This window comes from Pseudomonas sp. NFX224, from assembly GCF_048565165.1.
GTDB lineage: Bacteria > Pseudomonadota > Gammaproteobacteria > Pseudomonadales > Pseudomonadaceae > Aquipseudomonas.
On the sequence record NZ_CP183416.1, the window covers coordinates 2,785,316 to 2,808,934 of the forward strand.

The window sequence follows — 23,619 nt, forward strand, 5'->3', positions numbered from 1 at the left end:
TTATGGGGTTTCAATGCGGCGCTGCAGCAAGTTGATCAGCAGCAGCAAAATGAAAGAAACCACCAACATCAGTACACCAATGGAGGTAGCGCCGGTGTAATCGTACTGGTCGAGCTTGACCATGATCAGCAACGGCAGGATCTCGGTTTTCATCGGCATGTTGCCGGCGATGAAAATCACTGAACCGTACTCGCCGACCCCGCGGGCAAAGGCCAAAGCAAAACCGGTCAACCAGGCCGGCAACAGCGCCGGCACCAGGATATGGCGGAAAACCTGGAATGGTTTCGCACCGAGGCACGCCGCCGCTTCTTCCACTTCACGAGGAATATCGGCCAATACTGGCTGTACGGTACGTACTACGAATGGAAGTGTCACAAAAGTCAGGGCAAGGGTGATGCCCAGAGGGGTGTAGGCAATCTTGAAACCCAGGTCCGCTGCAAACTGACCCACCAGCCCGTTGGGGGCGTACAACGCGGTCAGCGCAATACCGGCCACCGCCGTGGGCAATGCGAACGGCAGGTCAATCATTGCGTCGATGATTTTGCGTCCAGGGAAGGTATAGCGCACCAGCACCCAGGCCAGCAGCGTGCCGATGATGCCGTTGATGATCGCGGCATAGAGCGCGGTGCCAAAGCTCAGCTTTAACGCCGCCAGCACCCGCGGTGCCGAGATGATTGCCCAGAACTGATCCCAGGTGAGTTGAGCGGCATGCACGAACATCGCCGCCAGTGGTATGAGCACAATCAGGCTGAGGTACACCAAGGTGTAGCCCAGCGTCAGCCCGAAGCCGGGTATGACGGGGGAGATACGACGCGACATAAAAGTCCTTGGTTGAGAACGCACAAAGCCCCGAAAGTAAATCCAGGGCTCGTTGGTGGCTATTTAAGATTACTGTGCCTGGTAGATCTGGTCGAATACGCCGCCGTCATTGAAGAATTTCGGCTGAGCGGTTTTCCAGCCGCCGAAATCCTTGTCGATGGTCACCAGTTCCAGTTTCGGGAACTGCTGGGCGTACTTGGAGGCCACGTCCGTGTCCCGTGGACGATAGAAGTTTTTCGCCGCAATTTCCTGGCCGGCCGGGCTGTACAGGTGCTTGAGGTACGCTTCGGCGATCTGCTCGTTACCCTTTTTCTCGGCGTTTTTGTCGACTACAGCTACCGGAGGCTCGGCAAGGATCGACAGCGAAGGCACGACGATCTCGAACTTGTCGGCACCACCGTCTTCTTTCAGCGCCAGGAAGGCTTCGTTTTCCCAGGCCAGCAACACGTCACCCTGACCGTTGTTGACGAAGGTAATGGTCGAACCGCGAGCACCGGTGTCCAGCACAGGCACGTGCTTGAACAGGGTTTGCACGTATGCCTTGGCCTTGGCTTCGTCACCACCGTTGGCTTTCAGGCCATAGGCCCAGGCCGCAAGGAAGTTCCAGCGGGCACCGCCGGAGGTTTTCGGGTTCGGCGTGATCACCGAGACGTCATTCTTGACCAGATCGCCCCAGTCCTTGATGCCTTTCGGGTTGCCTTTGCGTACCAGGAATACGATGGTCGAGGTGTATGGCGTGCTCGCTTCCGGCAGGCGTTTTTGCCAGTCCGCCGGCAGGGTCTTGCCGAGCTTGGCAATTTCGTCGATGTCACCGGCCAGGGCCAGGGTCACCACGTCGGCACGCAGACCGTCGATCACCGCCCGGCCCTGCTTGCCCGAACCACCGTGGGACTGCTGGATTTTCACGGTGTCGCCGGCATGATCCTTCTGCCAGAACTTGACGAACTCGGCGTTGTAATCCTGGTACAGCTCACGAGTCGGGTCGTACGACACGTTCAGCAACTCGTAATCCTTGGCAACCGCGGAACCAGCAAAAAGGGCACTGGCCAGGGCGGCCAAAGCGAAATGACGAATCGACGACATGGTGAAAGCTCCTGGAATTCTTGGTGTGTTGGCTTTTCTTATGGAGTGTTGGAATCGGGTTGCCGGATGACGCTCAGCTTCAGCTCGGTTTGTTGCCCGGCTGCTGCAAACGGAATTTTTCCTTGCGCTCGATCTGAACCACCTGGGCGTTATGCACAGTGATTTCCACGGCGCCAAAACGCAGATCGCGCAGGGCGCTCTGGATTTCACGTAGGATGGTTGCTTCGTCTTGACCGTCGACACTACGCAGGGATGCGCTCATGGTGCTGCTCCTTCAACTGAGAGGTTGCCTCGCAGTGTCGGCACTGCTTGCGGCGTGGAACCAATAGTAGAGAGGCTCTGATATTCTTAAAAAGACTATTTAAGAATGTTTATATAACCAAAAGACATTATTTGGCGGGACAAGGGTTTGCGGGGGTATATGTCTTTGAGAAACACATAAAACCCTGTGGGAGTGAGCTCGCGCCTACAGGTTTTGTGTTAGTTGATTAATGGCGCATGAGCCCAATCCAGCTGCCCAACCGGTACCGGCCGCCCAAACCAATAGCCCTGCCCCAGATGGCAGCCGTGTTCGAGCAAGAACGCCGCCTGTTCGACCTGCTCGATTCCTTCCGCATGCACCTGCATGCCCATGCTCTGCGCCAGGGCGATGATCACCCGTGCAATAGCGGCGTCATCCTCGTCCCCAGGCAAACCGGCGACAAACCCTTGATCGATCTTGAGCTTCTGCACCGGCAAGCGCTTGAGCCGCAACAGCGACGAGTAACCCGTGCCGAAGTCGTCGATAGCCAGCCGTACACCCAATTCGCGCAGGCGATGCATTTGCTCCAGCGCAACTTCCGGGTCCTCCATCACCGCGCTCTCGGTGACCTCCAGCTCAAGACAGTCCGGGGTCAGACCAGTCTCACGCAGCACCTGCGCCACTTGCTGGTACAACTCACGGCGAGCGAATAGCCGCGAGGAAACGTTCACCGCGACAAACGACAACACCACCCCGGTCTGCTGCCATTGGCACATTTGCCGGCACGCCTGCCGCATCACCCAGACGTCGATTTCGGCGATGAGTCCCGTTCGCTCCGCCACGGGGATGAATTCGGCCGGAGACACCAGGCCTCGCAGCGGATGCTCCCAACGCACCAGCGCTTCGACACCGATCAACCGGCAGGTCTGAAGGTCGTGAACCGGCTGGTAATAGACTCGCAACTCTTGCTGATCCAGGGCGCGCCGCAACTCGAAGGCAATCTCGACCCGCTGCTGTGCGTGGGCAGTCAACTCCTCGGTGTAGAGCGCATAACCATTGCGGCCGGCACTCTTGGCCTTGAACAGCGCGGAATCAGCATTGCGCAACAACTGTTCGGCGCTCAACGCATCGCCGGGGAACAGGCTGATGCCGATGCTGGTGTTGATGAACAGCTGATGCCCGTCGATCGGGAACGGCTCCTTGAGACTGTCGATGATGCGCTGGGCCAGCGCTGCGGCCTGACCCAATTGCGGGCAGCTCTCGGCCAGCACCGCGAACTCATCGCCGCCCAGTCGCGCCAGGGTGATGCCTGATCCGAATATCGCCTTCAAGCGCTCCGCTACCGCTTTGAGCAACTGGTCGCCGATGGTGTGCCCGAGGCTGTCGTTGATCATCTTGAAATGATCCAGGTCGATCATCAGCAACGCGCAACCGCGCTTGTGGAGTTGCGCCGACGCCAGAGCCTGTTCGGTGCGATCAGTGAACAGCAGGCGATTGGGCAAGCCCGTCAGCGGATCGTGATGCGCCAAGTGCACCAGTTCTTGTTCGGAGTTTTTGATCGCACTGATATCGGAAAACACCGCGACGTAATGGCTGAGCAGCCCCGAATCGTCGGGATGATGCGGATGATGCGGATGGTCTGCCATTGCGGATAGATTTCACCGCTTTTGCGGCGGTTCCAGATTTCCCCGCTCCACTCGCCTACGCTGTCGAGCGTCGAAAACATCACCTGATAGAAGTCCGCCGAGTGACGGCCGGACTTGAACAGGCTGGGGCGCTGACCCAGCACTTCCTCGCGTTGATAACCGGTGATCTGCATGAAGGCCGGATTGACGTGAACGATCAAGCCTTCGCGATCAGTGACCAGCACGCCTTGACGGGTGCAATCAAACACCGCAGCTGCCTGTCGCAAACGTTCACGATCTTCGCTACGTTCGCGTAGCCTGGCGCCTTCCCAGACAACGCAGCAAGCGCGTCCGGGCAATGAAGATCAGCCCGGCGCTGAACATGACCCAGGCATAACCGTTGATCAGTTGCCATCGTGATAGCTCGACTGAGCTATCGAAGAAACTGTTCAATAAATAGTCACTGACCTGCAGCCAGACCACCGAAAGCAACAGGTAAAGCAGCGCTGCGCGCACGGCATCGCGATAGCTGGCAGACATGAGACTGTCCATGTCCCTACAAAAATGCCGGGATTATAGGTGAAAGACACATCCAGCCACTCTTATCTGAAAGGGCGACTGGTTTTCTCTGTGGGCTTGGTGATAATGCAACGGCTGTTTTTTTCTTTATCGAGGGCCCTATAGCCTATGTGGTACGAAGGTTTTCTCGGCTTGTCGCCCTGGTCACTGGTGGCAGTCACCCTGCTGATGACCCACGTGACGATTGTCGGCGTCACGGTCTATCTGCACCGTTACTCAGCCCATCGCTCGCTTGAGTTGAATGCTGGCCTGAAACATTTCTTTCGCTTCTGGCTGTGGCTGACCACGGCGCAGAACACCCGCGAGTGGACCGCCATCCACCGCAAGCACCACGCCAAGTGCGAAACCGAAGATGACCCGCACAGCCCGGTCGTCAAGGGCTTGTCCACCGTTCTGCGCAAAGGTGCCGAGCTGTACCGCGCCGAAGCGGAAAACCCCGAGACCCTGCGCATCTACGGCAAGAACTGCCCCGAAGACTGGATCGAACGCAATCTCTACACCCGCTTTCCGCTGCTGGGCGTGGCGCTCATGGGCGTCATCGACCTGCTGCTGTTCGGCACCATCGGCATCACCATCTGGGCCATCCAGATGATGTGGATTCCGGTGTGGGCCGCCGGCGTGGTCAATGGCCTGGGCCATGCCGTCGGCTACCGCAACTTCGAGTGCCGCGATGCGGCAACCAATCTGGTGCCCTGGGGCATCCTGATCGGTGGCGAAGAACTGCATAACAACCATCACACCTACCCTAACTCGGCAAAACTGTCGGTGAAGAAGTGGGAATTCGACATGGGCTGGGCCTGGATCAAGGTCTTCAGCTTCCTGCGCCTGGCCAAGGTCCAGCGCGTTGCGCCGATCGCCCACCGCGTCGAAGGCAAGGGCAGCCTGGACATGGACACCGCCATGGCGATCCTCAACAACCGCTTCCAGATCATGGCCCAATACCGCAAATTGGTGATCGGCCCGCTGGTCAAGCAAGAACTGGCAAAGGTCGATCACTCGGTCCGCCACCAGTTCCACCGCGCCAAGCGCCTGCTCTCCCGGGAAACCAGCCTGCTGGACGAAAAGCATCACGTACGCATCCAGACCATGCTCGAACACAGCCAGGCGCTGAAGGTAATTTACGAGAAACGCCTCGCCTTGCAGCAGATCTGGGTCAAGACCAGCTCGAATGGTCACGACATGCTCGCCGCCATCAAGGACTGGGTGCACGAAGCCGAAGCCAGCGGGATTCAATCCCTGCGCGACTTTGCCGATCAGTTGAAAACCTACTCCCTGCGCCCTACCGCGGCCTGATGCCGTTGATCGGTGCGCCCTTTTCCGGGGCGCACCTTTCGGAACTTCGCCTCAAATCCCCCCTCTCAAAGACACTTCGCCATCCAGGCGTGCTTCGTTGTGGCCGCTTCGAACTTAAGGCGGTGCATGCCCTTTGAGATTTGTACCGATGGTCAATGACAACCTGAAAGACCGCTCTCCAACGCAGTGGCCCAAGGCCGCGCAAACCCTGATGGCACTGATGCGTGCCCAAGGTGAAGTGGCGCGCCTGAGCGAACGCGAACAGCTGTTCAGCACCCTGCTGGTGAGCGTCAACGCGGTGCTTTGGGCCTTCAACTGGGAAACCCGTCAGGTGCTGTACGTCAGCCCCGCCTATGAACGAATTTTCGGCCTGTCCGCCGACCTGCTGCTGTCCGACTACAACCATTGGCGCGACAGCGTTTACCCCGACGATCTGGAATACGCCGAGCGCAGCCTGGCGGAGGTGCTGGTCAAAGACGCCGTTGAAGACCGCGAATACCGCATCATCGACGCCGAAGGCAAGGTGCGCTGGCTCAGCGACAAATGCTTCATCAACCGCCAGGCCGAGCCGGGGCAACCGGTGATCATCGTCGGCCTCGCCGAAGACATTACCGAAAAAAAGCACATGGAAACCGAGCTGCAACGCCTGGCCACCACCGATGCCCTGACCCAGAGCAGCAATCGCCACCACTTCTTCGATGGCGCGCACCAGGAATTCGGACTGGCACGGCAAAAAGGCACGCCACTGTCGTTCCTGATGCTGGACATCGATGACTTCAAAGTGGTCAACGACACCTACGGCCACCAGGAAGGCGACAACGTGCTGCAACACATCGCCGACAGGGGCCGCGCGGCGCTGCGCCGTGGCGATCTGTTCGGGCGCATTGGCGGCGAGGAGTTCGCTGCGGTATTCCCCGGCTGCACGCCGGAGATGGCCCTGCAAGTGGCCGAGCGCCTGCAACGGGAGATCCAGCGCCTGAGTTTCAGCCACGACGGCCAGTCCTTCGGCATCACCGTCAGCCAGGGGCTGACCAGCCTCACTGCCGAGGATAATAACGTGGAAAGCCTGTTTGCCCGGGCGGACGCGGCGATGTATCAGGCCAAGCGCGAGGGCAAAAACCGGATTATCGTGGGCTGACAGGTCTGCTCCCACAAGGGTCTAGCGTGAAATTTACTTCTTGCGCATCCGCATCAACTCCGGCAACCCGATCTTGAGCAGCCGTGCCGTCCGGCTCTTGGCCAGTTCTTCGATCCCGTCATGCTCAGTCAGACGCGCTAGTTGCGCCGCCATGTTCATCACCAGCGCCTCTCGGGAGTAAACCCCGCCACCGAGCTGGTAGACCGCTGCAATCAACTGTCGCAGCTCCAGCGGCAGACGCCAGCGCGTACGCAGCGCCGAACCGTATGCCGCGCCGAACTCGGCGAGCGCTTCGCCCACCGCTTCCTGCTCGTCCAACTCGCCACCGGCCTGCTTCCATTCCTGCAAGCAACGCAGCAACGCCAAATCCCCGAGGCGATGCAACATGCCAGCGCAATAGCAGCGCGCCTGATCCAGATCCAGCAGGCGCGCCAGCGTCCGGGCGTATTCCGCCGTGTGCAGCGACAACTCCCAATAACGCTCGGCGTAGTCCGCCAGGTAGGGGTCGCTGAGTTTGGCGCTACGCTTGAGGGCCAGGCCCAGAATCAGGTTCATGCTTTGCCCGGTGCCCAAACGGTGCAGCGCCTGGGCCAGGGTTTGTACCGTGGCGCCATGGTGCTGGGCTGCGCTGTTGGCCGCGGCGATCAGCACAGCGGTGATTTGCGGGTCAGTGCGGATCTCGTCTTCCAGTTTTGTCAGATCGAGGCCGTTGGGATTGAGGCTGCGCTTGACCGCCGACTGCACGTCCGTCATCAGCGGCGCACCCTCCGCCAGTGCACGACGGCGCTCCAGATACACCGACAAGGTCATGCCCGGCGCCAGCGACGGCACCTCACACGAGACTTCCTCACCGGCGTTGAGCAGCAAATCCTGCAAGCGATGGGTCAGGCTTTCCATGTTCAGCGGTTTGGTCAGGTACGCGGCAGGCGCCAGTGGCAGGGCTTCACGCACACTGGCGCTATCATTGCGGCTGCTCATCAGAATGAAGGGCAGCGGTGGATGGCGTTTGCGCTGACGGACACTGCGCAACACATTCAGGCCGTCGACACCGGGCAACTCCCAGTCGACGATCACCAGGTCATAGGGGTTGGCCGCCAGCAGCTCCAGCGCTTGTTGGCCGTCGGCGCACAGATCCAGCCGCGCATCGCAACGTACATTCAACAAGACCTCCTTGAGCAGGTCACGGGACCACGGATCAGCCTCGGCGATCAGCACTCTTGGAACAGCGGGTAAATTGACGACTGTCATACGGCTCTCCCTGGCAATGCCTGAACCTTAGCGAACGATGGCCTTTCGATACAGCGCTAATACGCCGGTTATATTTCGGTTGGCATAAAAAAACCCGCCGAAGCGGGTTTTTTGTCGATCAGGTCACACTAAGTGATCACAGCTCGGAGAAGCACTCTTCGATGATCGCCAGACCTTTGTCCAGTTGCTCGTCCGGCGAGGTCAGCGGTACCAGGACGCGCAGAACGTTGCCGTAGGTGCCGCAGGACAGCAGGATCAGGCCTTTGTCGCGAGCCTTGGCCACAACGGCCGCCACGGCTGCAGCGTTCGGCTTGTGGCTGTCGCCGTTTTCGAACAGCTCAACAGCGATCATCGCGCCCAGGGCACGGACTTCGCCGATCACCGGGTACTTGGCCTGGATAGCCTTCAGGCCGGTTACCAGACGCTCGCCAACAGCCTTGCAGCGGTCCAGCAGGTGCTCTTCTTCGAACACTTCCATCACGGCCAGGGCCGCGGCGCAAGCGATCGGGCTACCGGCGTAGGTGCCGCCCAAGCCGCCTGGAGCGATGGCGTCCATGTATTCGGCCTTGCCGCACACACCGGCCAGCGGGAAGCCGCCAGCGATGGATTTGGCGAAGGTGGTCAGGTCGGCAGCAACGCCCATCTGTTCCATGGCGAAGAAGGTGCCGGTACGGCCAGCGCCAGTCTGTACTTCGTCAGCGATCAGCAGGATGCCGTGCTGGTCGCACAGGGCACGCAGACGCTTCATGAACTCTTTAGGCGCGACGTAGAAACCACCTTCGCCCTGAACCGGCTCAATGATGATTGCAGCGATGTCACGTGGCTCGGCATCGTTCTTGAAGATGCGCTCGATGCTGGCGATCGAATCGTCGATGCTCACACCGTGCAGCTCGTTCGGGTACAGGGCGCGGAACACGCCGCCTGGCATCAGGCCCATGCCGGCCGAGTAAGGTACGACTTTACCGGTCAGGCCCAGGGTCATCATGGTGCGACCGTGGTAAGCGCCGGTGAAGGCGATCACGCCGGCACGGCCAGTGGCGGCACGGGCGATTTTCACGGCGTTTTCTACGGCTTCGGAACCGGTGGTCACCAGCAGGGTTTTCTTGGCGAAATCACCTGGGACCTTGGCGTTGATTTTTTCGCACACTTCTACGTACGGCTCGTAGGCCAGAACCTGGAAGCAAGTGTGGGTCAGCTTGTTCAGCTGCTCGGTCACGGCGGCGATGATTTTCGGGTGCACGTGGCCGGTGTTCAGTACGGCGATGCCGCCGGCGAAGTCGATGAACTCGCGACCTTCAACGTCGGTCACGGTGGCGTTCTTCGCGGACTCGGCAAAAATCGGGTGAATCTGGCCAACACCACGTGGAACTGCATGGGTACGGCGGGCCATCAAATCAGCGTTAGTCTTGCTCATACATTCCTCATTCGCCGCTCATCGGTCGGCGTGGTTCAAGGATTAAGCGGCGGGGAGTCAACGGCGGCAGCATGCGATGATCGACTGCCACGGCGTTCCCGGCCACAGAGAAAATTCCGGTTTGAAGCGGCGCAAAGGGACAGCGCTCTCGTGCCCTTTGCGCTTGAAGCAATGCCTCGCCGAGCTTAGATGCCCAGGCAGAGGTATTTGATTTCCAGGTAATCTTCGATGCCGTACTTGGAGCCTTCACGGCCCAGTCCCGAAGCCTTGATGCCGCCGAACGGCGCGACTTCGTTGGAGATCAGGCCGGTGTTGACGCCGACCATACCGTATTCCAGGGCTTCCGCCACACGGAACACACGGCCCAAGTCGCGAGCATAGAAGTACGAGGCCAGACCGAACTCGGTGTCGTTGGACATCGCGATCACTTCGGCTTCGTCTTTGAAGCGGAACAGCGGCGCCAATGGACCGAAGGTTTCTTCCTTGGCCACTGCAGCGTTCTTCGGCACGTTGGTCAGGATGGTCGGTTCGAAGAAGTTGCCTTCCATCGATTTGCCGCCGGCCAGTACGGTAGCGCCTTTGGAAACGGCGTCAGCGATGTGTTCTTGCACCTTGGCGACAGCTTTTTCGTCGATCAGCGGGCCAGTGGTGGTGCCGTCTTCCAGACCGTTACCGATCTTGAGTTTGGCCACAGCCACTTTCAGCTTCTCGGCGAACGCGTCGTAGACCGAATCCTGAATGTACAGGCGGTTGGCGCAGACGCAGGTCTGGCCGTTGTTGCGGTATTTGGAAATGATCGCGCCTTCGACGGCCTTATCCAGGTCCGCGTCGTCGAACACGATGAACGGCGCGTTGCCGCCCAGTTCCAGGGACACTTTCTTGATGTCCTTGGCGCATTCCGACATCAGTTGACGACCGATTTCGGTCGAACCGGTGAAGGACAGCTTGCGCACGATCGGGTTGCTGGTCAGTTCGCTGCCGATGTCGCCGGCGCTGCCGGAAACCACGCTGAACACACCAGCAGGAATGCCGGCACGCTGGGCCAGTTCGGCCAGGGCGAACGCGGAGAACGGCGTTTGCGAAGCAGGCTTGAGCACCATGGTGCAACCGGCGGCCAGGGCCGGGCCAGCTTTACGGGTGATCATTGCAGCCGGGAAGTTCCACGGGGTGATTGCAGCGGTCACGCCGATTGGCTGCTTGATCACGATCAGGCGCTTGTCTGGCTGGTGGCCCGGAATCACGTCACCGTAGATGCGCTTGGCTTCTTCGGCGAACCACTCGATGAAGGAAGCGGCGTAAACGATTTCGCCCTTGGCTTCGGCCAGTGGCTTGCCCTGTTCCATCGTCATCAAGCGAGCCAGGTCGTCCTGGTTCTCGATCATCAGTTCAAACCAGCGACGCAGTTTGCCCGCACGTTCTTTGGCGGTCAGTGCACGCCAGGCCGGCAGCGCTTTATCAGCGGCTTCGATTGCACGGCGGGTTTCGGCAGCGCCCATTTTCGGCACGGTGCCCAGAATTTCGCCCGTTGCCGGGTTGTTGACCTTGATCGTCTGACCATTGTCCGCATCAACCCAAGCGCCATCGATGAAGGCTTGTTGGCGGAACAACTGGGTGTCTTTAAGCTGCATGTCGGCTTTCCTTAACAGCACCGCGTACGCGCGGAGCAAATTATGATTGTAGAAAGGCGCCTCTGTAGGCTGCCGTCAGGGAAATCATTCACCGGGCTGAAGCACATAAATAGCGCACTGATTGAACTCGTGCGGTTCAGCACCCAGACAAGAGCGTTTGAAATCTCAAACGAATCCTAGGATCAAAGGGGGTAAAGGACAATAGGGCGTTCGAAAAAAAGAACGAAAACGTCTTTTTTGCTGCATTTTTCTGATCAACGTAGCAAACGCAGGTTACGCTTTGGAAAAACGCAGGCGATTCAGCAGCATGGACGCCCGCAATGCATATGAGTATCATGGCGCCCGCATTGCACCAGTAGCTCAGCTGGATAGAGTACTGCCCTCCGAAGGCAGGGGTCGTGGGTTCGAATCCCGCCTGGTGCACCATACTAGTAGAAACGAGAAAGCCCCGGATCGTAAGGTCTGGGGCTTTTTTGTTAGGCGTGTCCCGTCCTGAATAAGGTTTACACCTTCTGACTTATCTTCAGGAGGAATCAATGGATACGGGAAAAAGGCGCAGCCAGCGTGATTACACGCTGGCTTTTAAATTGTCGGTGGTCGATCAGGTCGAAAAGGGCGAGTTGAGTTATAAAGAGGCTCAACGGCGCTATGGCATCCAGGGCCGGTCAACGGTGTTGGTGTGGTTACGCAAGCATGGTCGGCAGGATTGGAGCCATGGCGCGTCTATTCGAGTGCTGAGGAAGAGCTCCATGGCCGAGCCCACGGTACCGCTGACACCTGAGCAGCGGATCAAAGAGCTTGAAGAACAACTTGAGCTGAGCAATCAAAAGGCTCAGTTTTTCGAGGCTGTCGTAAACGTCTTGAAGAACGACTACGGTGTATCCATCGTAAAAAAGCGACCCGGCAAAACGCCACGCGAATGCATTGACTACGTCATCCTTCACGAGCTCTGTCACATCGCTATGTACAATCACAGTGAGCGTTTTTATAGGCTGCTGGCGCAGGTGATGCCGCATTGGGAAAAGGTCAAAGCGCGGCTGGATGGAATGGCTTCTCTCGTTCTGAGCGATCTACCGAAAAGGGAAGAAACCTAGTAGTCGAAAACAGTTCGCTTATTTTCCTCAGCCTGTAAGCCACTTTTTTGGGTCGACGGGCTGGTTGGCTTGAAAGCTAAATATTAGAGCTCAAAAAATTCTGATACATCTCTGATCTTTCCTTACGCGCTAAAGACCGTTCCTATACGCCCTTCAAAAAATGAACGGGACACCTTGAATGCTGCTAGATCCGCACCTAAAAAAACCTTATGTACCAAGACTTTCATACCTTGTTGGTTTCTTCGAGGTGTATGACAGAGAGGAAACCTTGGGTGAGGAGTTGTGCAAGTATGATCCCAACAACCCTACTGACCGCGACTTACTTATTAGACGGTACTGTTTGAAACGAAATTCTTGGGAAAATTTTCGTCACCGGCAAGCACAGTTTGATTTGCTTGAGGAGGCATTAACCGATCCGGACTTTGACTTCGCTTCGATCTGGGAAGATGAAGAAGATGAAAATGAACTCTGGACTTGGCCATGCAATTGGCCAGAGATCGCTGATCCTCGGACGTTATTCCAGGCTATTCGGGATGTAGCCACCGAACTTTGGCATGAAGATTTACAACGCTTTAGTCTCCCTACTTTGCGCATGTGCAGGGAAATACCCAAGCGAGACCTTGGCTCCAGAGATTGGCTGTTCAGTGTCGACAACGCTGATGCATGGAAGTCGGTTTTCAAAATGGCCGCTACTCCAACTGGTCTGATGTCCAAAGGGCCTATCTGCCTTGGTGATGGGCTGACAGTAAGTGCCGAAGGTTATTTTGATAGCCTGACATTTCGCCCACCCCACTGGCCACCCAGCGACGCCTTCAGTTACTGCGAATTTGATGTCTCCATCACAGGCATTAGTGACATGGAAATAAGTGGTCACCGATTTGACGGACCACTCAGAACTATCGTGACGCGCCTTGAAAAGGGGTGCTACGTACGTATGGAGATAGGCTTTGATTGTCTAATCGAGTGCGTGGCTCTCCATGTGAACATAAGCAATGTGATCGGGAGCCATCGAGTCCAGAAATATGGCTAGCGCTAGCACAGAAAAACCGCCAAAGCGGTTTTTCCTCATTCCGTAGTCCAGTCGAACTCGTCGTATTCATCGTCGTCCTCGAACATCTCCTCTTCAGGGACTTCGTCTTCAGCGACATCCTCCTCCGGCTGATTAAGCAGAAAATCCTTACGACTCTCGGTAATCGCTCGCCGCAGTTCCTCGCCCTTTTGTGGGCAGTTGAGCATTTGGGCGATGCGGTCGATTTTTTTTGTCACGGCATCCTCCAACGCATCGACTATGGCCTGATAGTGCGCGCTTTCGGGCCTTGATGCCAAATTGTCGAGCACTGTGCCGATCAGTTTTCCTGCAAATCCTTGAGTCGGGCGGTGAGGTTTTCGTCGGGAAAGCGTTTGTGCAGGTCGGCCAGTAGTTTATCGGCCGCTTGCTTGTGCCCGGTCTTTTGCAGGCGGAGTACTTCCCGTAGCTGTTCATCCAGGGACTTCACCGGCGCAGCAGCGCGCTTGCTGGCTTTGGCTTCTTCGGCCACTTCAGCATTGAAGGATTCACTTTGTGCGGGTGCAGCGAAATCCGCCATTGGGGCTGCAGGTGCCGGGGCGGCCAGTGAGCGGGCAGCCGCCGCTGGCGTTTCGGCGAACTCTTTTTTGGCTTGTGGCGCGGAGGCTTTGGGGGCGAAATCGTAGCTCTGCGACGGCTCCGGAGAACGCTGCACCAGCGCCAACATCAAGGCCAAGCCGACGAGGCTGGCGAATGCCACTTGACAACGAGGTTTCTGGCAGGCTTGCACCCAGCGTTGCCAAAGGCTCGGTTGGCGCACCGGAACTTCACGATGTGCGGCGGCCAAGATGAATGAATCCAGATGGGCCGACGGCTCACCTGTCGCATGTTCACGAAAATGTTTCACCATTTCGTCTTCGGGCGTAGGACGAGCGTCAGTCATGTCAGTACCTCCTCGGCCAGCAGCCGACGCAGTTTTTGCTGGGCGTAACGCAAGCGGCTCTTGACGGTTTCCAGCGGGGTTTCGGTGAGGGTGGCGATTTGTGGCAGGTCGAGTTCGCCGTGGGCCCGCAATAGAAACACTTCACGCTGGTCGGCGGGCAGGTTTTGCAGGGCGGTTTCGAGACGTTGACTGTCGCGACTCAGGCTCAGCAGTTGCTCGGGATCAGCCGCATTGTCGATCACCGCGTGGGCCTGTTCGTCATAGCTGTCGTGCAAGGGATTGTGGATTCCGTGTTTACGCCAATGATCGATCAGGCGATTGCGAGCAATCTGGTAGAGCCAGGTACGAAAATTCGCCCGACCCTGTGGCTGACTGGTGCTGCGGATCAGGCTCAACCAGGTGTCCTGATAAACCTCTTCCGCCAGCTCGGCTTTGCCGCTGAGGCCGAGCAGGAAGCGGTAAAGCCCCTGGCGATGACGGGCGTACAAAATCTCGAACGCCGGCCCGTCCCCCGAACGATAGCGCGCCAGCAGTGATTCATCGCTCGCTTCAGCGGCTGACATATCAGTTGTAGCCTCCCTTGAGCGGCTGACTATTGGATGCTGTGGTGGTGCGCAGACTCTGCGCCAGCTCCACCAATTGCACGAACTCGCTGCGTAAGCCGTAGCGATCCTCGCCCCGTGCGCCACGGGCCAGCGCTTCGGTGTCTTTGAGGCTGAATTCGCCGGTATAACGCCCATCCTTGAGCTGCTGGGAAAACGCCGCCACCGCTGCCGCAAAGCGCAGATCATCGCTGGGTTTACCCATCGGAGCGTTGACGATCGGACGCTCGATCAAGCGACTATTCCCACCTTCCGGTAACTGGTACCGCACGCGCAGCATTGCCAATTCGCCGTTCTTGTCGGAAACAGCAACGCCAGGTTTGCCGTAGCGCAACGGCTCCAACCAACCCTTCTCCCCCGTCGGGACAATTTCGTACAACGCCGTCACCGTATGTCCTGCACCGATTTCGCCGGCATCGACTTTGTCGTTGCTGAAATCCTCACGTTTCAACGCGCGATTTTCGTAGCCGAGCAAGCGATACTCACTGACCTGCGCCGGATTGAACTCCACCTGCAGCTTGACGTTTTTTGCCACCACGGCGAGGGTCGAGCCGAGCTGATCCACCAACACCTTGCGCGCCTCGCGCAGGTTATCGATGTAGGCGTAGTTGCCATCGCCGGCATCGGCCAGTTGTTCCATCAAGTGTTCATTGTAGTTATCCACACCGAACCCCAGGGTGGTCAGGGACACGCCAGACTTGCGTTTATCCACAGCCATTTGCTTGAGGCTGTCGAAGTCGCTGATGCCGACATTGAAGTCACCGTCGGTGGCGAGCAGGACACGGTTGATGCCGTTGGGGATAAACGCCTGTTGCGCCTGTTGATAAGCCAGTTCGATGCCGGATGCCCCGGCGGTGGAGCCGCCAGCGGTCAACTGGTCGATGGCTGTACGAATCTTCGCTTTTTCCCGTCCGGAAGTCGGCTCCAGCACCACCCGCGAGTCGCCGGCGTAGACCACCAATGACACCCGATCCTGCTCACGCAATTGATCGACCAGCAATTTCAGCGTGCTTTTCACCAGCGGCAGGCCTTCGCGGCGATCCATCGAGCCGGACACGTCCACCAGGAACACCAGGTTCGCCGGGGCCAGTTCCGCGACTGCACGGTCCGACGCCTTGATACCGATGCGCAGCAAGCGGGTATGCGGATTCCACGGCGATGCGGCCAGTTCAGTGGTCACGCCAAAGGGCGAGCCATCCGTCGGCAAGGCGTAGTCATAAGGGAAGTAATTGACCATCTCCTCCAGCCGCACCGCCCCTTCCGGCGGCAGGCGACCTTGGTTGAGCAAGCGGCGGACGTTGGCGTAGGCACCGGTGTCAACGTCCGCGCTGAAGGTCGAGACCGGCGTTTGGGCAACACTGTGGATCGGGTTATCCGCCAGCGCTTGATACTGCTCTCGCTGTTCATCGCGATAGCCCTGTGGATAAGCCTCGCTGGCAGGCATCGGCGTCAAACTGGCGACGGGGGCCGCACGCACGCTGCGCTTGGTCATCGATGCATCGGCCGCGATCCTCTCATGCTGCACCAGCGCTTCGGTTTTCAACTCAGGCTGGGCCGCTGGCGGCACCGCTGCAGACTCGGGTTTCGACGAAGCACCGCAACCGGCAATGGCCAACAGCAACCCGGCGGTAAAACCCTGGGCGGCCGGGCGGAGGAAATGCAGAGGGAGGGACATGGGGGCTGACCTCAGGAGGAAATTGATCCATTCATCCTCTGAGACGGGCAGCCCTTTCGATTCGGGTTAAGTCGCGCTCAATATTTTTCAGCGGTGATAACGCCGCACCACACTGCTGTTTTTCAGCACATGGCCTTTGATTTTTTCCAGAAATTGCGCACGGGTCAGGCCGGCCGGCAAGGCGTCCGGGGCAAGGTCCAGAGCGTAGAGCTGGATGATGTAGTGATGCGCGCTGTCGCCAACGGGCGGGCAAGGGCCGACGTAACCGGTGGTGCCTTTGCTATTGGTGCCGCCCACGCCTTCTAGCGCGGATTTGGCGCCGACACCGGAAGCAATCTGATGGGTGCCGGCCTTGATGCCGTAATGCACCCAGTGATCGACGCCCTGGCCTTTCTGGCCATCCGGGTCGTGCATGACGATGGCGTAGCTGAGCGTGCCGGCGGGGCCGGCGTTCCAGGCCAATGCCGGTGAAACGTTGTGCCCGCCGCAGCCCGGCGCATCGCTGGCAGCCGCCGAGGTGAACAAGCGGTCATCCGATACACCCGGGATGTTCAGGGTGAAACGTTCCTGGGCAGCGTGTGCCGGAAGTTGCACGCAAAAGGCGACGGCTACGGCCGCTAGCCAAGGTTTCAGTGAGGTCAATCGGGTCATTGCGCAGCACCTTGTGCGTGTTGGGCCGTCGTCGGCGTGCAAACTATAGCCGGACCGTTCACGCGGTGGCAGTGGCAATTGGATGAACCTCGCGTCAAGCGCCAGACTCTCCAGAGAAACGCCTGTCTGGAGAGCGATCAGGGGCTTATTGAACCGGGTCAGCGCCACCGAATTTGCTCATCAGGAAGCCGGCAAACTCTTCGACGGTCATTTTCTGGCCGTTGAAATCCACCTGATTGTTGGCGTAATGCAGTTTGGTCACGATGTTCTTGCCGTCCAGTTTTGCCAACTGGCTACCAACGGCCATGCTGCTGAACATGTCGGCCGTGGCGGTGGCTTGATCGGCGATGAGTTTGGCGTCGGTCTGACCGTCGATCTGCGATTGTACGGTGAGCACGTCGACGATCATCGGCTTGGACACTTGCAGATTGAAGTCCAGCAGTGCGATCAGTTGTCTGGCCAATTGGTCGGCCGGCAGATCGATCGTTTGTGGCTTGGTCAGGTCAAGTACCAGGTTGGCGCGGCTCTCGCCGTTGGACGTATTGAACGAAAGATTCTCCAGTGCCACCTGCGGACCTGCCGCAAGCAATTGCTCCAGATTGGTTTTGAGCTGCGCTTCTTCTGCTTCAGTCAGGTTCAATTCCGGCGCCGGCAAACCAGCCTCGGCAGCCTCGGCGGCGGCCTGCTCGTAGGGTTGCAGTTTGGCCTGGTAAACCTGCATCAAAGCCATCGTGGCCGGAATGTCGAGATTCTTCAGGCTCAGGGCCATTTGCGCAGAACCCACCGTCTTGCCGTTCAGGGACACTTCACCGATTTTGTAATCGGCACGCCCGGAAGCGCTGGTGCCCGATTCCGCGGTCTGGTTCTTCATTTCGAAGTTCTTGAAGCCCAGCACCGACTGTTTCGGGCCGAAGGTGGTTTTGCTGTTGCTCAGCTCGACGGTGTTGTCGCCGGTGTAATAGCCGTAGGTGCTTTTGGTCAGGTTACTGGCCAGCGTCAGGCCGCTCAACTCGACCTGCACCGGTGCCTGGTCTTCCGAAACGGTGGTCAGCTTCAGGCTGTCCATGTAGCCATCGGCCTTGACCTTTTGCGCCTGGGCACTGGCCGCAACGTCAAGCTTCAGGCCGGAAAATTTCAGGCTGGACTTGTCGTCCAGGGCCGTTTCCAGAGGCAGCAACTCAAGCGTGCCGTTGGTGGAGTTGTCGTAGCCGATGTTGACCACGCCGGTAAGCGGCGAAGCGCCCTTGGCGGCGGCGAACCATTTCCCGGTGAGCGGGGTTTTTTCCAGTTCGTAATGACTGGTGGCCATGACCGGCAACCACTTCAACGACAGCAGGCGCGAAAAAGGCAGCGGACCGTGTTCCAGATGGTCGACGAACAGCAGTTCGACCGGTGCCTCGCCAAACATTTCACCTTCGCCCTTGAGGCGATAGTGCGCTGTGCTGCTGAATACGTGACGTTCCAGCGACACCAGTTCCAGCGTGGCCGTGCCTTTGTGACCGACCAGCGCAGCCTGCAATTGCTGGTTGGCGTCGGCGAGGGAAGTGTTCAATACGCTTTCGATTTTGGTGCCGGTGTACCAGGCACCGCCGACGCTGATGGCCCCGATGGCGACCACAATTCCCAGAAGCACGCCTGCTGATTTATTCATGTATGACCCGTTCAATGTCCGTTGTTGAAGGTGTGGTCGTCTTCCCTGAACCCAGACGGGTTGCGGTCACGACAGCGCTTGAAGTGGGTTGCAGATTAGCATCAGGCGCCCGGGGTGGCCCATTCATTAAAGGTTAAAGAGTGTCTGTGAAGTTGTGTCGTATATGGAAGATCGCAGCCTTCGGCAGCTCCTACCGGAATATGCGTAATCCTGTAGGAGCTACAGCCTGCTCGCGATGGCTATGTCAAAGGTACTTCAACGAAACCGATCCACCTCGGAACGCAAATCCGCCGCCAGTTTTTCCAGCTCTTTGGCGGTGACGGCCAGGTTGGACACCACTTCACGCTGCTCGCTGTTCGCCAGCGCAATGCTTTGCAGGTTGCTGCTGAGCAAGGTCGCGGTGCTGCTCTGTTCCTGGGTGGCAGTGGTGATGGCGGCGAATTGCTGACCGGCCGAACGGCTTTGTTCGTCGATCCGTGCCAGTGCCGATGCCACGTTGGCGTTGCGCGACAAGCCTTCTTGCATCAGCACATTGCCCTGTTCCATGGTGCTGATGGCGTTGCCGGTTTCCTGCTGGATGCTCTGGATCATTCCGGAGATTTCGTCCGTAGCCTGGCGAGTCCGTGAGGCCAGGTTACGCACTTCGTCGGCCACCACTGCGAATCCCCGACCCTGCTCACCGGCACGGGCGGCTTCGATCGCGGCGTTCAGCGCCAGCAGGTTGGTCTGTTCGGCAATCGAGGTAATCACACCGACGATGCCGCCAATTTCCTGGGAGCGCTGGCCGAGGGTATTGATCACTGTCGCGGTGCTGTTCAATGCACCGGCGATTTGCTCCAGCGACGAGGATGCTTCGTCCATCGAGGTACGACCGATCTGCGTTTGCTGTGCGTTTTCCTGGGCCAGACGCTGGGTGTTGCCCATGTTGTCAGCGATGTTCAGGGACGTGGCGCTGAACTCTTCCACGGCACCGGCCATGCTGGTGATTTCGCCGGATTGCTGCTCCATCCCTTCGTAAGCGCCGCCGGACAAGCCGGACAAGGCCTGGGCGCGGCTGTTGACCTCCATTGACGCGTTGCGGATGTGCTCGACCATGGTGGACAGCGCCTGGCTCATCTGGTTGAAAGCACGCGCCAGTTGGCCGATTTCGTCGTTGCTCGATACGCTCAGGCGCACGCTCAAATCACCGGCGCCCAAGGCTTCGGCCTGACGCACCAGATCACTCAGCGGCGCGAGTTTGCTGCGCAACAGCCAGACCGCCGAGCCCACCGCCAGCAACATCGCCAACAGACTGCCGATGGCCAACTGGATGCCGACGCTCCAGGTCACGGCGCTGATTTCGGTCTTCGGCATGCTCGCTACCACCGACCACGGCCCGTCTTCGAACGGCACGGCGATGCTGTAGAAGTCTTCGGATTTGTCGCTCCAGAACTCGCCCTTACCCGGGGTTTTCGCCAGGGCATTGATGGCCGGGACGGCCTGGTCCAGCGCCTCTACGCCAGCAATCGGGACCAGCCATTTGTTCTGCTCGTCCAGCAGCGCCAGGGAGCCGGTCTGGCCGATGCGAAAGCGCTTGAGGTTTTCGAACTGAGCCTTCTGCGCGTCGGTGTAGTCGAAACCGACGTACAACACCGCAATGACCTTGCCGCTGCTGTCGCGCACCGGGGTGTACTGCGACATGTAGAAGCGTTCAAACAACAGGGAGCGACCCACGAAGCTCTGCCCCGCCATCAAACGGGCGTAAGCCGGGTTCGCGTGGTCGAGCACCGTACCGATGGCGCGGTTGCCGTCTTGTTTGGTGACGTTTGTGCTGACTCGAATGAAGTCTTCACCGCTGCGCACGAACACCGTGGCCACGCCCGCGGTCATCTGCTTGAACTCGTCCACTTCCTTGAAGTTGTTGTTGAGCACCACGTTGCCCAGGTGCAGGCCCGGCGTCTGCGTGCCTGCCACGACCACTGGCTCGTCCGGATGCACGCTCAGCCCACTGGTGAAGCGCGTCTCGAACAACCCCGCCAGGCGCTGGGTACTTTCACGCAACGTGCTGTGAAAGGTACTCAACTGATCGGCCAGCAATCGGGCTTCGCTGGCCAGATGCTCTTCGCGGGTAGCGAGGTTGGCCGAGTCCAGCGAGCGCAGGGCGAACAAGGTACTGCCGGTAATGACGATCGCCAGAATCACAGCGAGCGCAAGACCAAGCTGTGAAGCGATCCGGGCACGGGGTTGAGACATGACAGCTCCTGGCCGAGCGACCGGATCATCCTGATCGCGACGCATGCTCAGCAAAATTTCTAATAATGGGGGTAGCGTCGAACCTGCACGAAGGTCCCACGTGAAGATTTTCGGCGGCGAACGGTAATACTTGAGCAGCAAGGCAGGATATAGCTGAAGGCCACTATTGCAGCGGCTTCATCGTTTCAGCTCAAGTGCACGACATCCGGCAATTCCATCGCCCGGACTTCACCTTGCAGGAAGTCGCTGAGCCGACGCATGCGCTCGCCGCCGGGGCGGGTTTTCGGCCACACCAGGTAATACTTTTCGCCGCTGGCGACGGCGGTCGGCCACGGCAGGCTCAAGCGTCCTTGCGCCACATCTTCCGCCACCATCAGCAGATCCCCCATGGACACGCCATAGCCCCGCGCTGCAGCGATCATGCCCAGTTCCAGCGTATCGAACACCTGCCCGCCCTTGAGCGACACCTGATCGGCCAGGCCCATGCGCTCCAGCCAATTGCGCCAGTCGCGCCGATCCGGCGTCGGGTGCAGCAGCTCGGTGTTGGCCAGGCGCGTGACGCCCCACGGCTGATCGCCCCGCAGGTTGGGCGCGCCCACTGGAATCAATTCCTCGGGAAACAGGTAACTCGCCTCCCAGTCCGGCGGGAAATGACCATTGCTCAGCAGCACCGCACAGTCGAACGGCTCGTCATTGAAGTCCACCGAGTCGACATCCATCCAGGCACTGGTCAATTGCACTTCGTTGCCCGGCTGCAAATGGCGGAAGCGGCTGAGGCGCGCCAGCAACCAGCGCATGGTCAGGGTCGAGGGAGCTTTCATGCGCAGGATGTCGTCTTCGGCGCGCAAGGTATTGCAGGCACGCTCCAGGGCGGTGAAGCCCTCGCGAATGCCCGGTAACAGCAAGCGCGCTGATTCAGTTAGCTGCAAGTTGCGGCCGCTGCGGTGAAACAAGCGGCAGGCAAAATGCTCCTCGAGCGTACGAATATGCCGACTGACCGCACTTTGCGTAATCGACAGCTCTTCAGCGGCGCGGGTGAACGAACTGTGTCGCGCCGCCGCTTCGAATGCGCGCAGGGCATATAAGGGAGGAAGACGACGTGACATCAGGAAAGCTCCTACAGCGGGATTGAGCCACCCTAGCAGAAACTCTCCAGCATGAGTTTGAATCATGCCACCCATCCTTTTTATCCCTTTGTGCAAACGCATCAGAGCGCCGAAAATCGGTGCTCTCCTGTACTCTTTGAAAATCGAGCGTGATGACCATGCAGCATCCAGCACGTATTGAACTCTGGGCCATCCTGCGGCTGTCGGGGCCGTTGATTGCCTCGCAGTTGGCGCACATGCTGATGGTCCTCACCGACACCTTGATGATGGCGCGCCTGAGTCCCGAGGCGCTGGCCGGTGGCGGGCTTGGCGCGGCGACCTATTCGTTCGTGTCGATTTTCTGCATTGGCGTGATCGCGGCGGTCGGTACCCTGGTGGCGATCCGTCAGGGCGCCGGCGATATACTTGGCGCGGCCCGGCTGACACAGGCCGGGGTGTGGCTGGCGTGGTTGATGGCGTTGGGCGGCGGGCTATTGCTGTGGAACCTCAAACCGGTGCTGCTGTTGTTCGGCCAGACGCAAAGCAACGTCCAGGCCGCCGGGCAATTCCTGATCTTCCTGCCCTTCGCCCTGCCCGGCTACCTGAGCTTCATGGCCTTGCGCGGGTTCACCAGCGCCATTGGCCGTGCAACGCCGGTGATGGTCATCAGCCTGGGCGGCACGGTGGCCAACTTCCTGCTCAATTACGCGTTGATCACCGGCATGTTCGGCCTGCCGAAACTCGGCTTGATGGGCATCGGCCTGGTCACCGCGATCGTCGCCAACCTCATGGCGCTGGCGCTGGCGTGGCACATTCGCCGGCACCCGGCTTATGACGCCTATCCGCTGCGTGCGGGGTTGCTGCGGCTCAACCGGCAGTACTTGAAAGAACTGTGGCGCCTGGGCCTGCCGATTGGCGGCACCTACGCGGTGGAAGTCGGGCTGTTTGCCTTCGCGGCGCTGTGCATGGGCACCATGGGCAGTACGCAACTGGCGGCGCACCAGATCGCCTTGCAGATCGTCTCGGTGGCGTTCATGGTCCCGGCGGGCATTTCCTACGCGATCACCATGCGCATCGGCCAGCATTACGGCGCTGGGCAACTGCTGGATGCGCGACTGGCGGGACGGGTCGGCATCGCCTTCGGTGCGGCGGCGATGTTGTGCTTCGCGATGGTGTTCTGGTTGCTGCCGAATCAATTGATCGGCCTGTTCCTTGATCACAACGATCCGGCATTCCGCGAGGTCATCAACCTGGCCGTGAGCTTGCTGGCGGTGGCGGCATGGTTCGAGCTGTTCGATGGTACGCAAACCATCGCCATGGGCTGCATTCGCGGACTCAAGGACGCCAAGACCACGTTCCTGGTTGGCTTGGCCTGCTATTGGCTGATCGGCGCACCGGCCGCGTGGTGGATGGCGTTCCATCTGAACTGGGGGCCGACGGGTGTCTGGTGGGGGTTGGCGCTGGGGTTAGCGTGCTCGGCGGTGAGCCTGACGTTGGCGTTTGAGTGGAAGATGAAGCGGATGATTCGGCGAGAGCCTTCGGCACGAGGCAGTTTTCGGGTGATTCAACCGGATTAGGATCAAAAGATCGCAGCCTGCGACAAGCTGCGATC

Annotated in this window: 18 protein-coding genes, 1 tRNA gene and 3 pseudogenes; 7 read left to right on the forward strand and 15 right to left on the reverse strand. The window is 59.1% G+C overall.

The window, feature by feature from the left end:
• The 4 genes and pseudogenes from cysT to dibA form a co-directional block, all read right to left on the reverse strand.
• Nucleotides 1-819, reverse strand: a complete 819-nt coding sequence (gene cysT, locus ACNYC6_RS12485; RefSeq protein WP_075948581.1) for a sulfate ABC transporter permease subunit CysT — start codon at nt 817-819, stop codon at nt 1-3.
• A gap of 69 nt (nt 820-888) precedes the next feature.
• On the reverse strand, nt 889-1,902 hold the full coding sequence (locus tag ACNYC6_RS12490; RefSeq protein ID WP_419712545.1) for a sulfate ABC transporter substrate-binding protein: 1,014 nt from the start codon (nt 1,900-1,902) through the stop codon (nt 889-891).
• A gap of 79 nt (nt 1,903-1,981) precedes the next feature.
• Nucleotides 1,982-2,164 (reverse strand): sulfur starvation response protein OscA, encoded by a 183-nt coding sequence (gene oscA, locus ACNYC6_RS12495; RefSeq protein ID WP_022643503.1) that lies wholly within the window; start codon nt 2,162-2,164, stop codon nt 1,982-1,984.
• 218 nt (nt 2,165-2,382) lie between these two features.
• Nucleotides 2,383-4,308, reverse strand: a pseudogene (dibA, locus tag ACNYC6_RS12500) (phosphodiesterase DibA).
• 147 nt (nt 4,309-4,455) lie between these two features.
• Here dibA and desA point away from each other — a divergent pair.
• Both desA and ACNYC6_RS12510 read left to right on the forward strand, forming a co-directional pair.
• Nucleotides 4,456-5,640: a delta-9 fatty acid desaturase DesA gene (gene desA, locus ACNYC6_RS12505; RefSeq protein WP_419712546.1), complete on the forward strand. Its 1,185-nt coding sequence runs from the start codon at nt 4,456-4,458 to the stop codon at nt 5,638-5,640.
• Between the two features lie 148 nt (nt 5,641-5,788).
• Complete coding sequence (locus ACNYC6_RS12510) at nt 5,789-6,778, forward strand: GGDEF domain-containing protein (RefSeq protein WP_419712547.1); 990 nt, start codon at nt 5,789-5,791, stop codon at nt 6,776-6,778.
• A gap of 33 nt (nt 6,779-6,811) precedes the next feature.
• Here ACNYC6_RS12510 and ACNYC6_RS12515 read toward each other — a convergent pair whose 3' ends face one another.
• The 3 genes from ACNYC6_RS12515 to gabD all read right to left on the reverse strand — a co-directional run bounded on the left by ACNYC6_RS12515 (nt 6,812) and on the right by gabD (nt 11,068).
• Nucleotides 6,812-8,026 carry an HDOD domain-containing protein gene (locus ACNYC6_RS12515; protein ID WP_419712548.1) on the reverse strand — a complete coding sequence of 405 codons (1,215 nt, stop codon included), beginning with the start codon at nt 8,024-8,026 and terminating at the stop codon, nt 6,812-6,814.
• 136 nt (nt 8,027-8,162) lie between these two features.
• Nucleotides 8,163-9,440 carry a 4-aminobutyrate--2-oxoglutarate transaminase gene (gabT, locus tag ACNYC6_RS12520; RefSeq protein ID WP_419712549.1) on the reverse strand — a complete coding sequence of 426 codons (1,278 nt, stop codon included), beginning with the start codon at nt 9,438-9,440 and terminating at the stop codon, nt 8,163-8,165.
• Nucleotides 9,441-9,625: 185 nt separating this feature from the next.
• Entirely contained in the window at nt 9,626-11,068 is a 1,443-nt protein-coding gene (gene gabD, locus ACNYC6_RS12525; protein WP_419712550.1) for an NADP-dependent succinate-semialdehyde dehydrogenase, read from the reverse strand.
• A 349-nt stretch (nt 11,069-11,417) separates the two neighbouring features.
• Between gabD and ACNYC6_RS12530 the strand changes: the two genes are divergently transcribed.
• The 4 genes and pseudogenes from ACNYC6_RS12530 (at nt 11,418) to ACNYC6_RS12545 (ending at nt 13,192) form a co-directional block, all read left to right on the forward strand.
• Nucleotides 11,418-11,494 (forward strand) — tRNA-Arg (locus tag ACNYC6_RS12530).
• A 110-nt stretch (nt 11,495-11,604) separates the two neighbouring features.
• Nucleotides 11,605-11,964 (forward strand): annotated as a pseudogene (locus tag ACNYC6_RS12535) (helix-turn-helix domain-containing protein); the annotation flags it as partial.
• A 69-nt stretch (nt 11,965-12,033) separates the two neighbouring features.
• Nucleotides 12,034-12,162, forward strand: a pseudogene (locus tag ACNYC6_RS12540) (YgjP-like metallopeptidase domain-containing protein); the annotation flags it as partial.
• Between the two features lie 178 nt (nt 12,163-12,340).
• On the forward strand, nt 12,341-13,192 hold the full coding sequence (locus tag ACNYC6_RS12545) for a hypothetical protein (RefSeq protein ID WP_419712551.1): 852 nt from the start codon (nt 12,341-12,343) through the stop codon (nt 13,190-13,192).
• A gap of 35 nt (nt 13,193-13,227) precedes the next feature.
• Here the strand turns inward: ACNYC6_RS12545 and ACNYC6_RS12550 are convergent, their stop codons facing one another.
• The 8 genes from ACNYC6_RS12550 to ACNYC6_RS12585 form a co-directional block, all read right to left on the reverse strand.
• Nucleotides 13,228-13,488, reverse strand: a complete 261-nt coding sequence (locus tag ACNYC6_RS12550; RefSeq protein WP_419712960.1) for a hypothetical protein — start codon at nt 13,486-13,488, stop codon at nt 13,228-13,230.
• A gap of 20 nt (nt 13,489-13,508) precedes the next feature.
• Nucleotides 13,509-14,111, reverse strand: coding sequence for a hypothetical protein (locus tag ACNYC6_RS12555; protein WP_419712552.1), 603 nt, complete (start codon nt 14,109-14,111; stop codon nt 13,509-13,511).
• Nucleotides 14,108-14,674, reverse strand: a complete 567-nt coding sequence (locus ACNYC6_RS12560) for an RNA polymerase sigma factor (protein WP_338584117.1) — start codon at nt 14,672-14,674, stop codon at nt 14,108-14,110. The genes ACNYC6_RS12555 and ACNYC6_RS12560 overlap by 4 nt, the downstream gene beginning before the upstream one ends.
• 1 nt (nt 14,675) lies before the next feature.
• On the reverse strand, nt 14,676-16,388 hold the full coding sequence (locus ACNYC6_RS12565) for a vWA domain-containing protein (protein ID WP_419712553.1): 1,713 nt from the start codon (nt 16,386-16,388) through the stop codon (nt 14,676-14,678).
• A gap of 87 nt (nt 16,389-16,475) precedes the next feature.
• Entirely contained in the window at nt 16,476-17,039 is a 564-nt protein-coding gene (locus ACNYC6_RS12570; RefSeq protein WP_419712554.1) for a YbhB/YbcL family Raf kinase inhibitor-like protein, read from the reverse strand.
• 145 nt (nt 17,040-17,184) lie between these two features.
• A complete protein-coding gene (locus ACNYC6_RS12575) occupies nt 17,185-18,690 on the reverse strand; it encodes a YdgA family protein (protein WP_419712555.1) in 1,506 nt (501 codons plus the stop codon).
• 255 nt (nt 18,691-18,945) lie between these two features.
• Complete coding sequence (locus tag ACNYC6_RS12580; protein WP_419712556.1) at nt 18,946-20,922, reverse strand: methyl-accepting chemotaxis protein; 1,977 nt, start codon at nt 20,920-20,922, stop codon at nt 18,946-18,948.
• 185 nt (nt 20,923-21,107) lie between these two features.
• Nucleotides 21,108-22,028 carry a LysR substrate-binding domain-containing protein gene (locus ACNYC6_RS12585; protein ID WP_419712557.1) on the reverse strand — a complete coding sequence of 307 codons (921 nt, stop codon included), beginning with the start codon at nt 22,026-22,028 and terminating at the stop codon, nt 21,108-21,110.
• Nucleotides 22,029-22,186: 158 nt separating this feature from the next.
• Here ACNYC6_RS12585 and ACNYC6_RS12590 point away from each other — a divergent pair, with 158 nt between their 5' ends.
• Entirely contained in the window at nt 22,187-23,584 is a 1,398-nt protein-coding gene (locus ACNYC6_RS12590; protein WP_419712558.1) for a NorM family multidrug efflux MATE transporter, read from the forward strand.
• Nucleotides 23,585-23,619: the final 35 nt, after the last annotated feature.

Excerpts from the sequence above, each read along its gene's own strand:
- ACNYC6_RS12515 (WP_419712548.1), bottom strand. The coding sequence starts at position 8,026 with ATGACAGTCGTCAATTTACCCGCTGTTCCAAGAGTGCTGATCGCCGAG.
- ACNYC6_RS12585 (WP_419712557.1), bottom strand. The coding sequence starts at position 22,028 with ATGTCACGTCGTCTTCCTCCCTTATATGCCCTGCGCGCATTCGAAGCG.
- desA (WP_419712546.1), top strand. The coding sequence starts at position 4,456 with ATGTGGTACGAAGGTTTTCTCGGCTTGTCGCCCTGGTCACTGGTGGCA.
- gabD (WP_419712550.1), bottom strand. The coding sequence starts at position 11,068 with ATGCAGCTTAAAGACACCCAGTTGTTCCGCCAACAAGCCTTCATCGAT.
- ACNYC6_RS12545 (WP_419712551.1), top strand. The coding sequence starts at position 12,341 with ATGCTGCTAGATCCGCACCTAAAAAAACCTTATGTACCAAGACTTTCA.
- gabT (WP_419712549.1), bottom strand. The coding sequence starts at position 9,440 with ATGAGCAAGACTAACGCTGATTTGATGGCCCGCCGTACCCATGCAGTT.
- ACNYC6_RS12555 (WP_419712552.1), bottom strand. The coding sequence starts at position 14,111 with ATGACTGACGCTCGTCCTACGCCCGAAGACGAAATGGTGAAACATTTT.
- ACNYC6_RS12510 (WP_419712547.1), top strand. The coding sequence starts at position 5,789 with ATGGTCAATGACAACCTGAAAGACCGCTCTCCAACGCAGTGGCCCAAG.
- ACNYC6_RS12580 (WP_419712556.1), bottom strand. The coding sequence starts at position 20,922 with ATGTCTCAACCCCGTGCCCGGATCGCTTCACAGCTTGGTCTTGCGCTC.
- ACNYC6_RS12570 (WP_419712554.1), bottom strand. The coding sequence starts at position 17,039 with ATGACCCGATTGACCTCACTGAAACCTTGGCTAGCGGCCGTAGCCGTC.
- cysT (WP_075948581.1), bottom strand. The coding sequence starts at position 819 with ATGTCGCGTCGTATCTCCCCCGTCATACCCGGCTTCGGGCTGACGCTG.
- ACNYC6_RS12565 (WP_419712553.1), bottom strand. The coding sequence starts at position 16,388 with ATGTCCCTCCCTCTGCATTTCCTCCGCCCGGCCGCCCAGGGTTTTACC.
- ACNYC6_RS12490 (WP_419712545.1), bottom strand. The coding sequence starts at position 1,902 with ATGTCGTCGATTCGTCATTTCGCTTTGGCCGCCCTGGCCAGTGCCCTT.
- ACNYC6_RS12590 (WP_419712558.1), top strand. The coding sequence starts at position 22,187 with ATGCAGCATCCAGCACGTATTGAACTCTGGGCCATCCTGCGGCTGTCG.
- oscA (WP_022643503.1), bottom strand. The coding sequence starts at position 2,164 with ATGAGCGCATCCCTGCGTAGTGTCGACGGTCAAGACGAAGCAACCATC.
- ACNYC6_RS12560 (WP_338584117.1), bottom strand. The coding sequence starts at position 14,674 with ATGTCAGCCGCTGAAGCGAGCGATGAATCACTGCTGGCGCGCTATCGT.
- ACNYC6_RS12575 (WP_419712555.1), bottom strand. The coding sequence starts at position 18,690 with ATGAATAAATCAGCAGGCGTGCTTCTGGGAATTGTGGTCGCCATCGGG.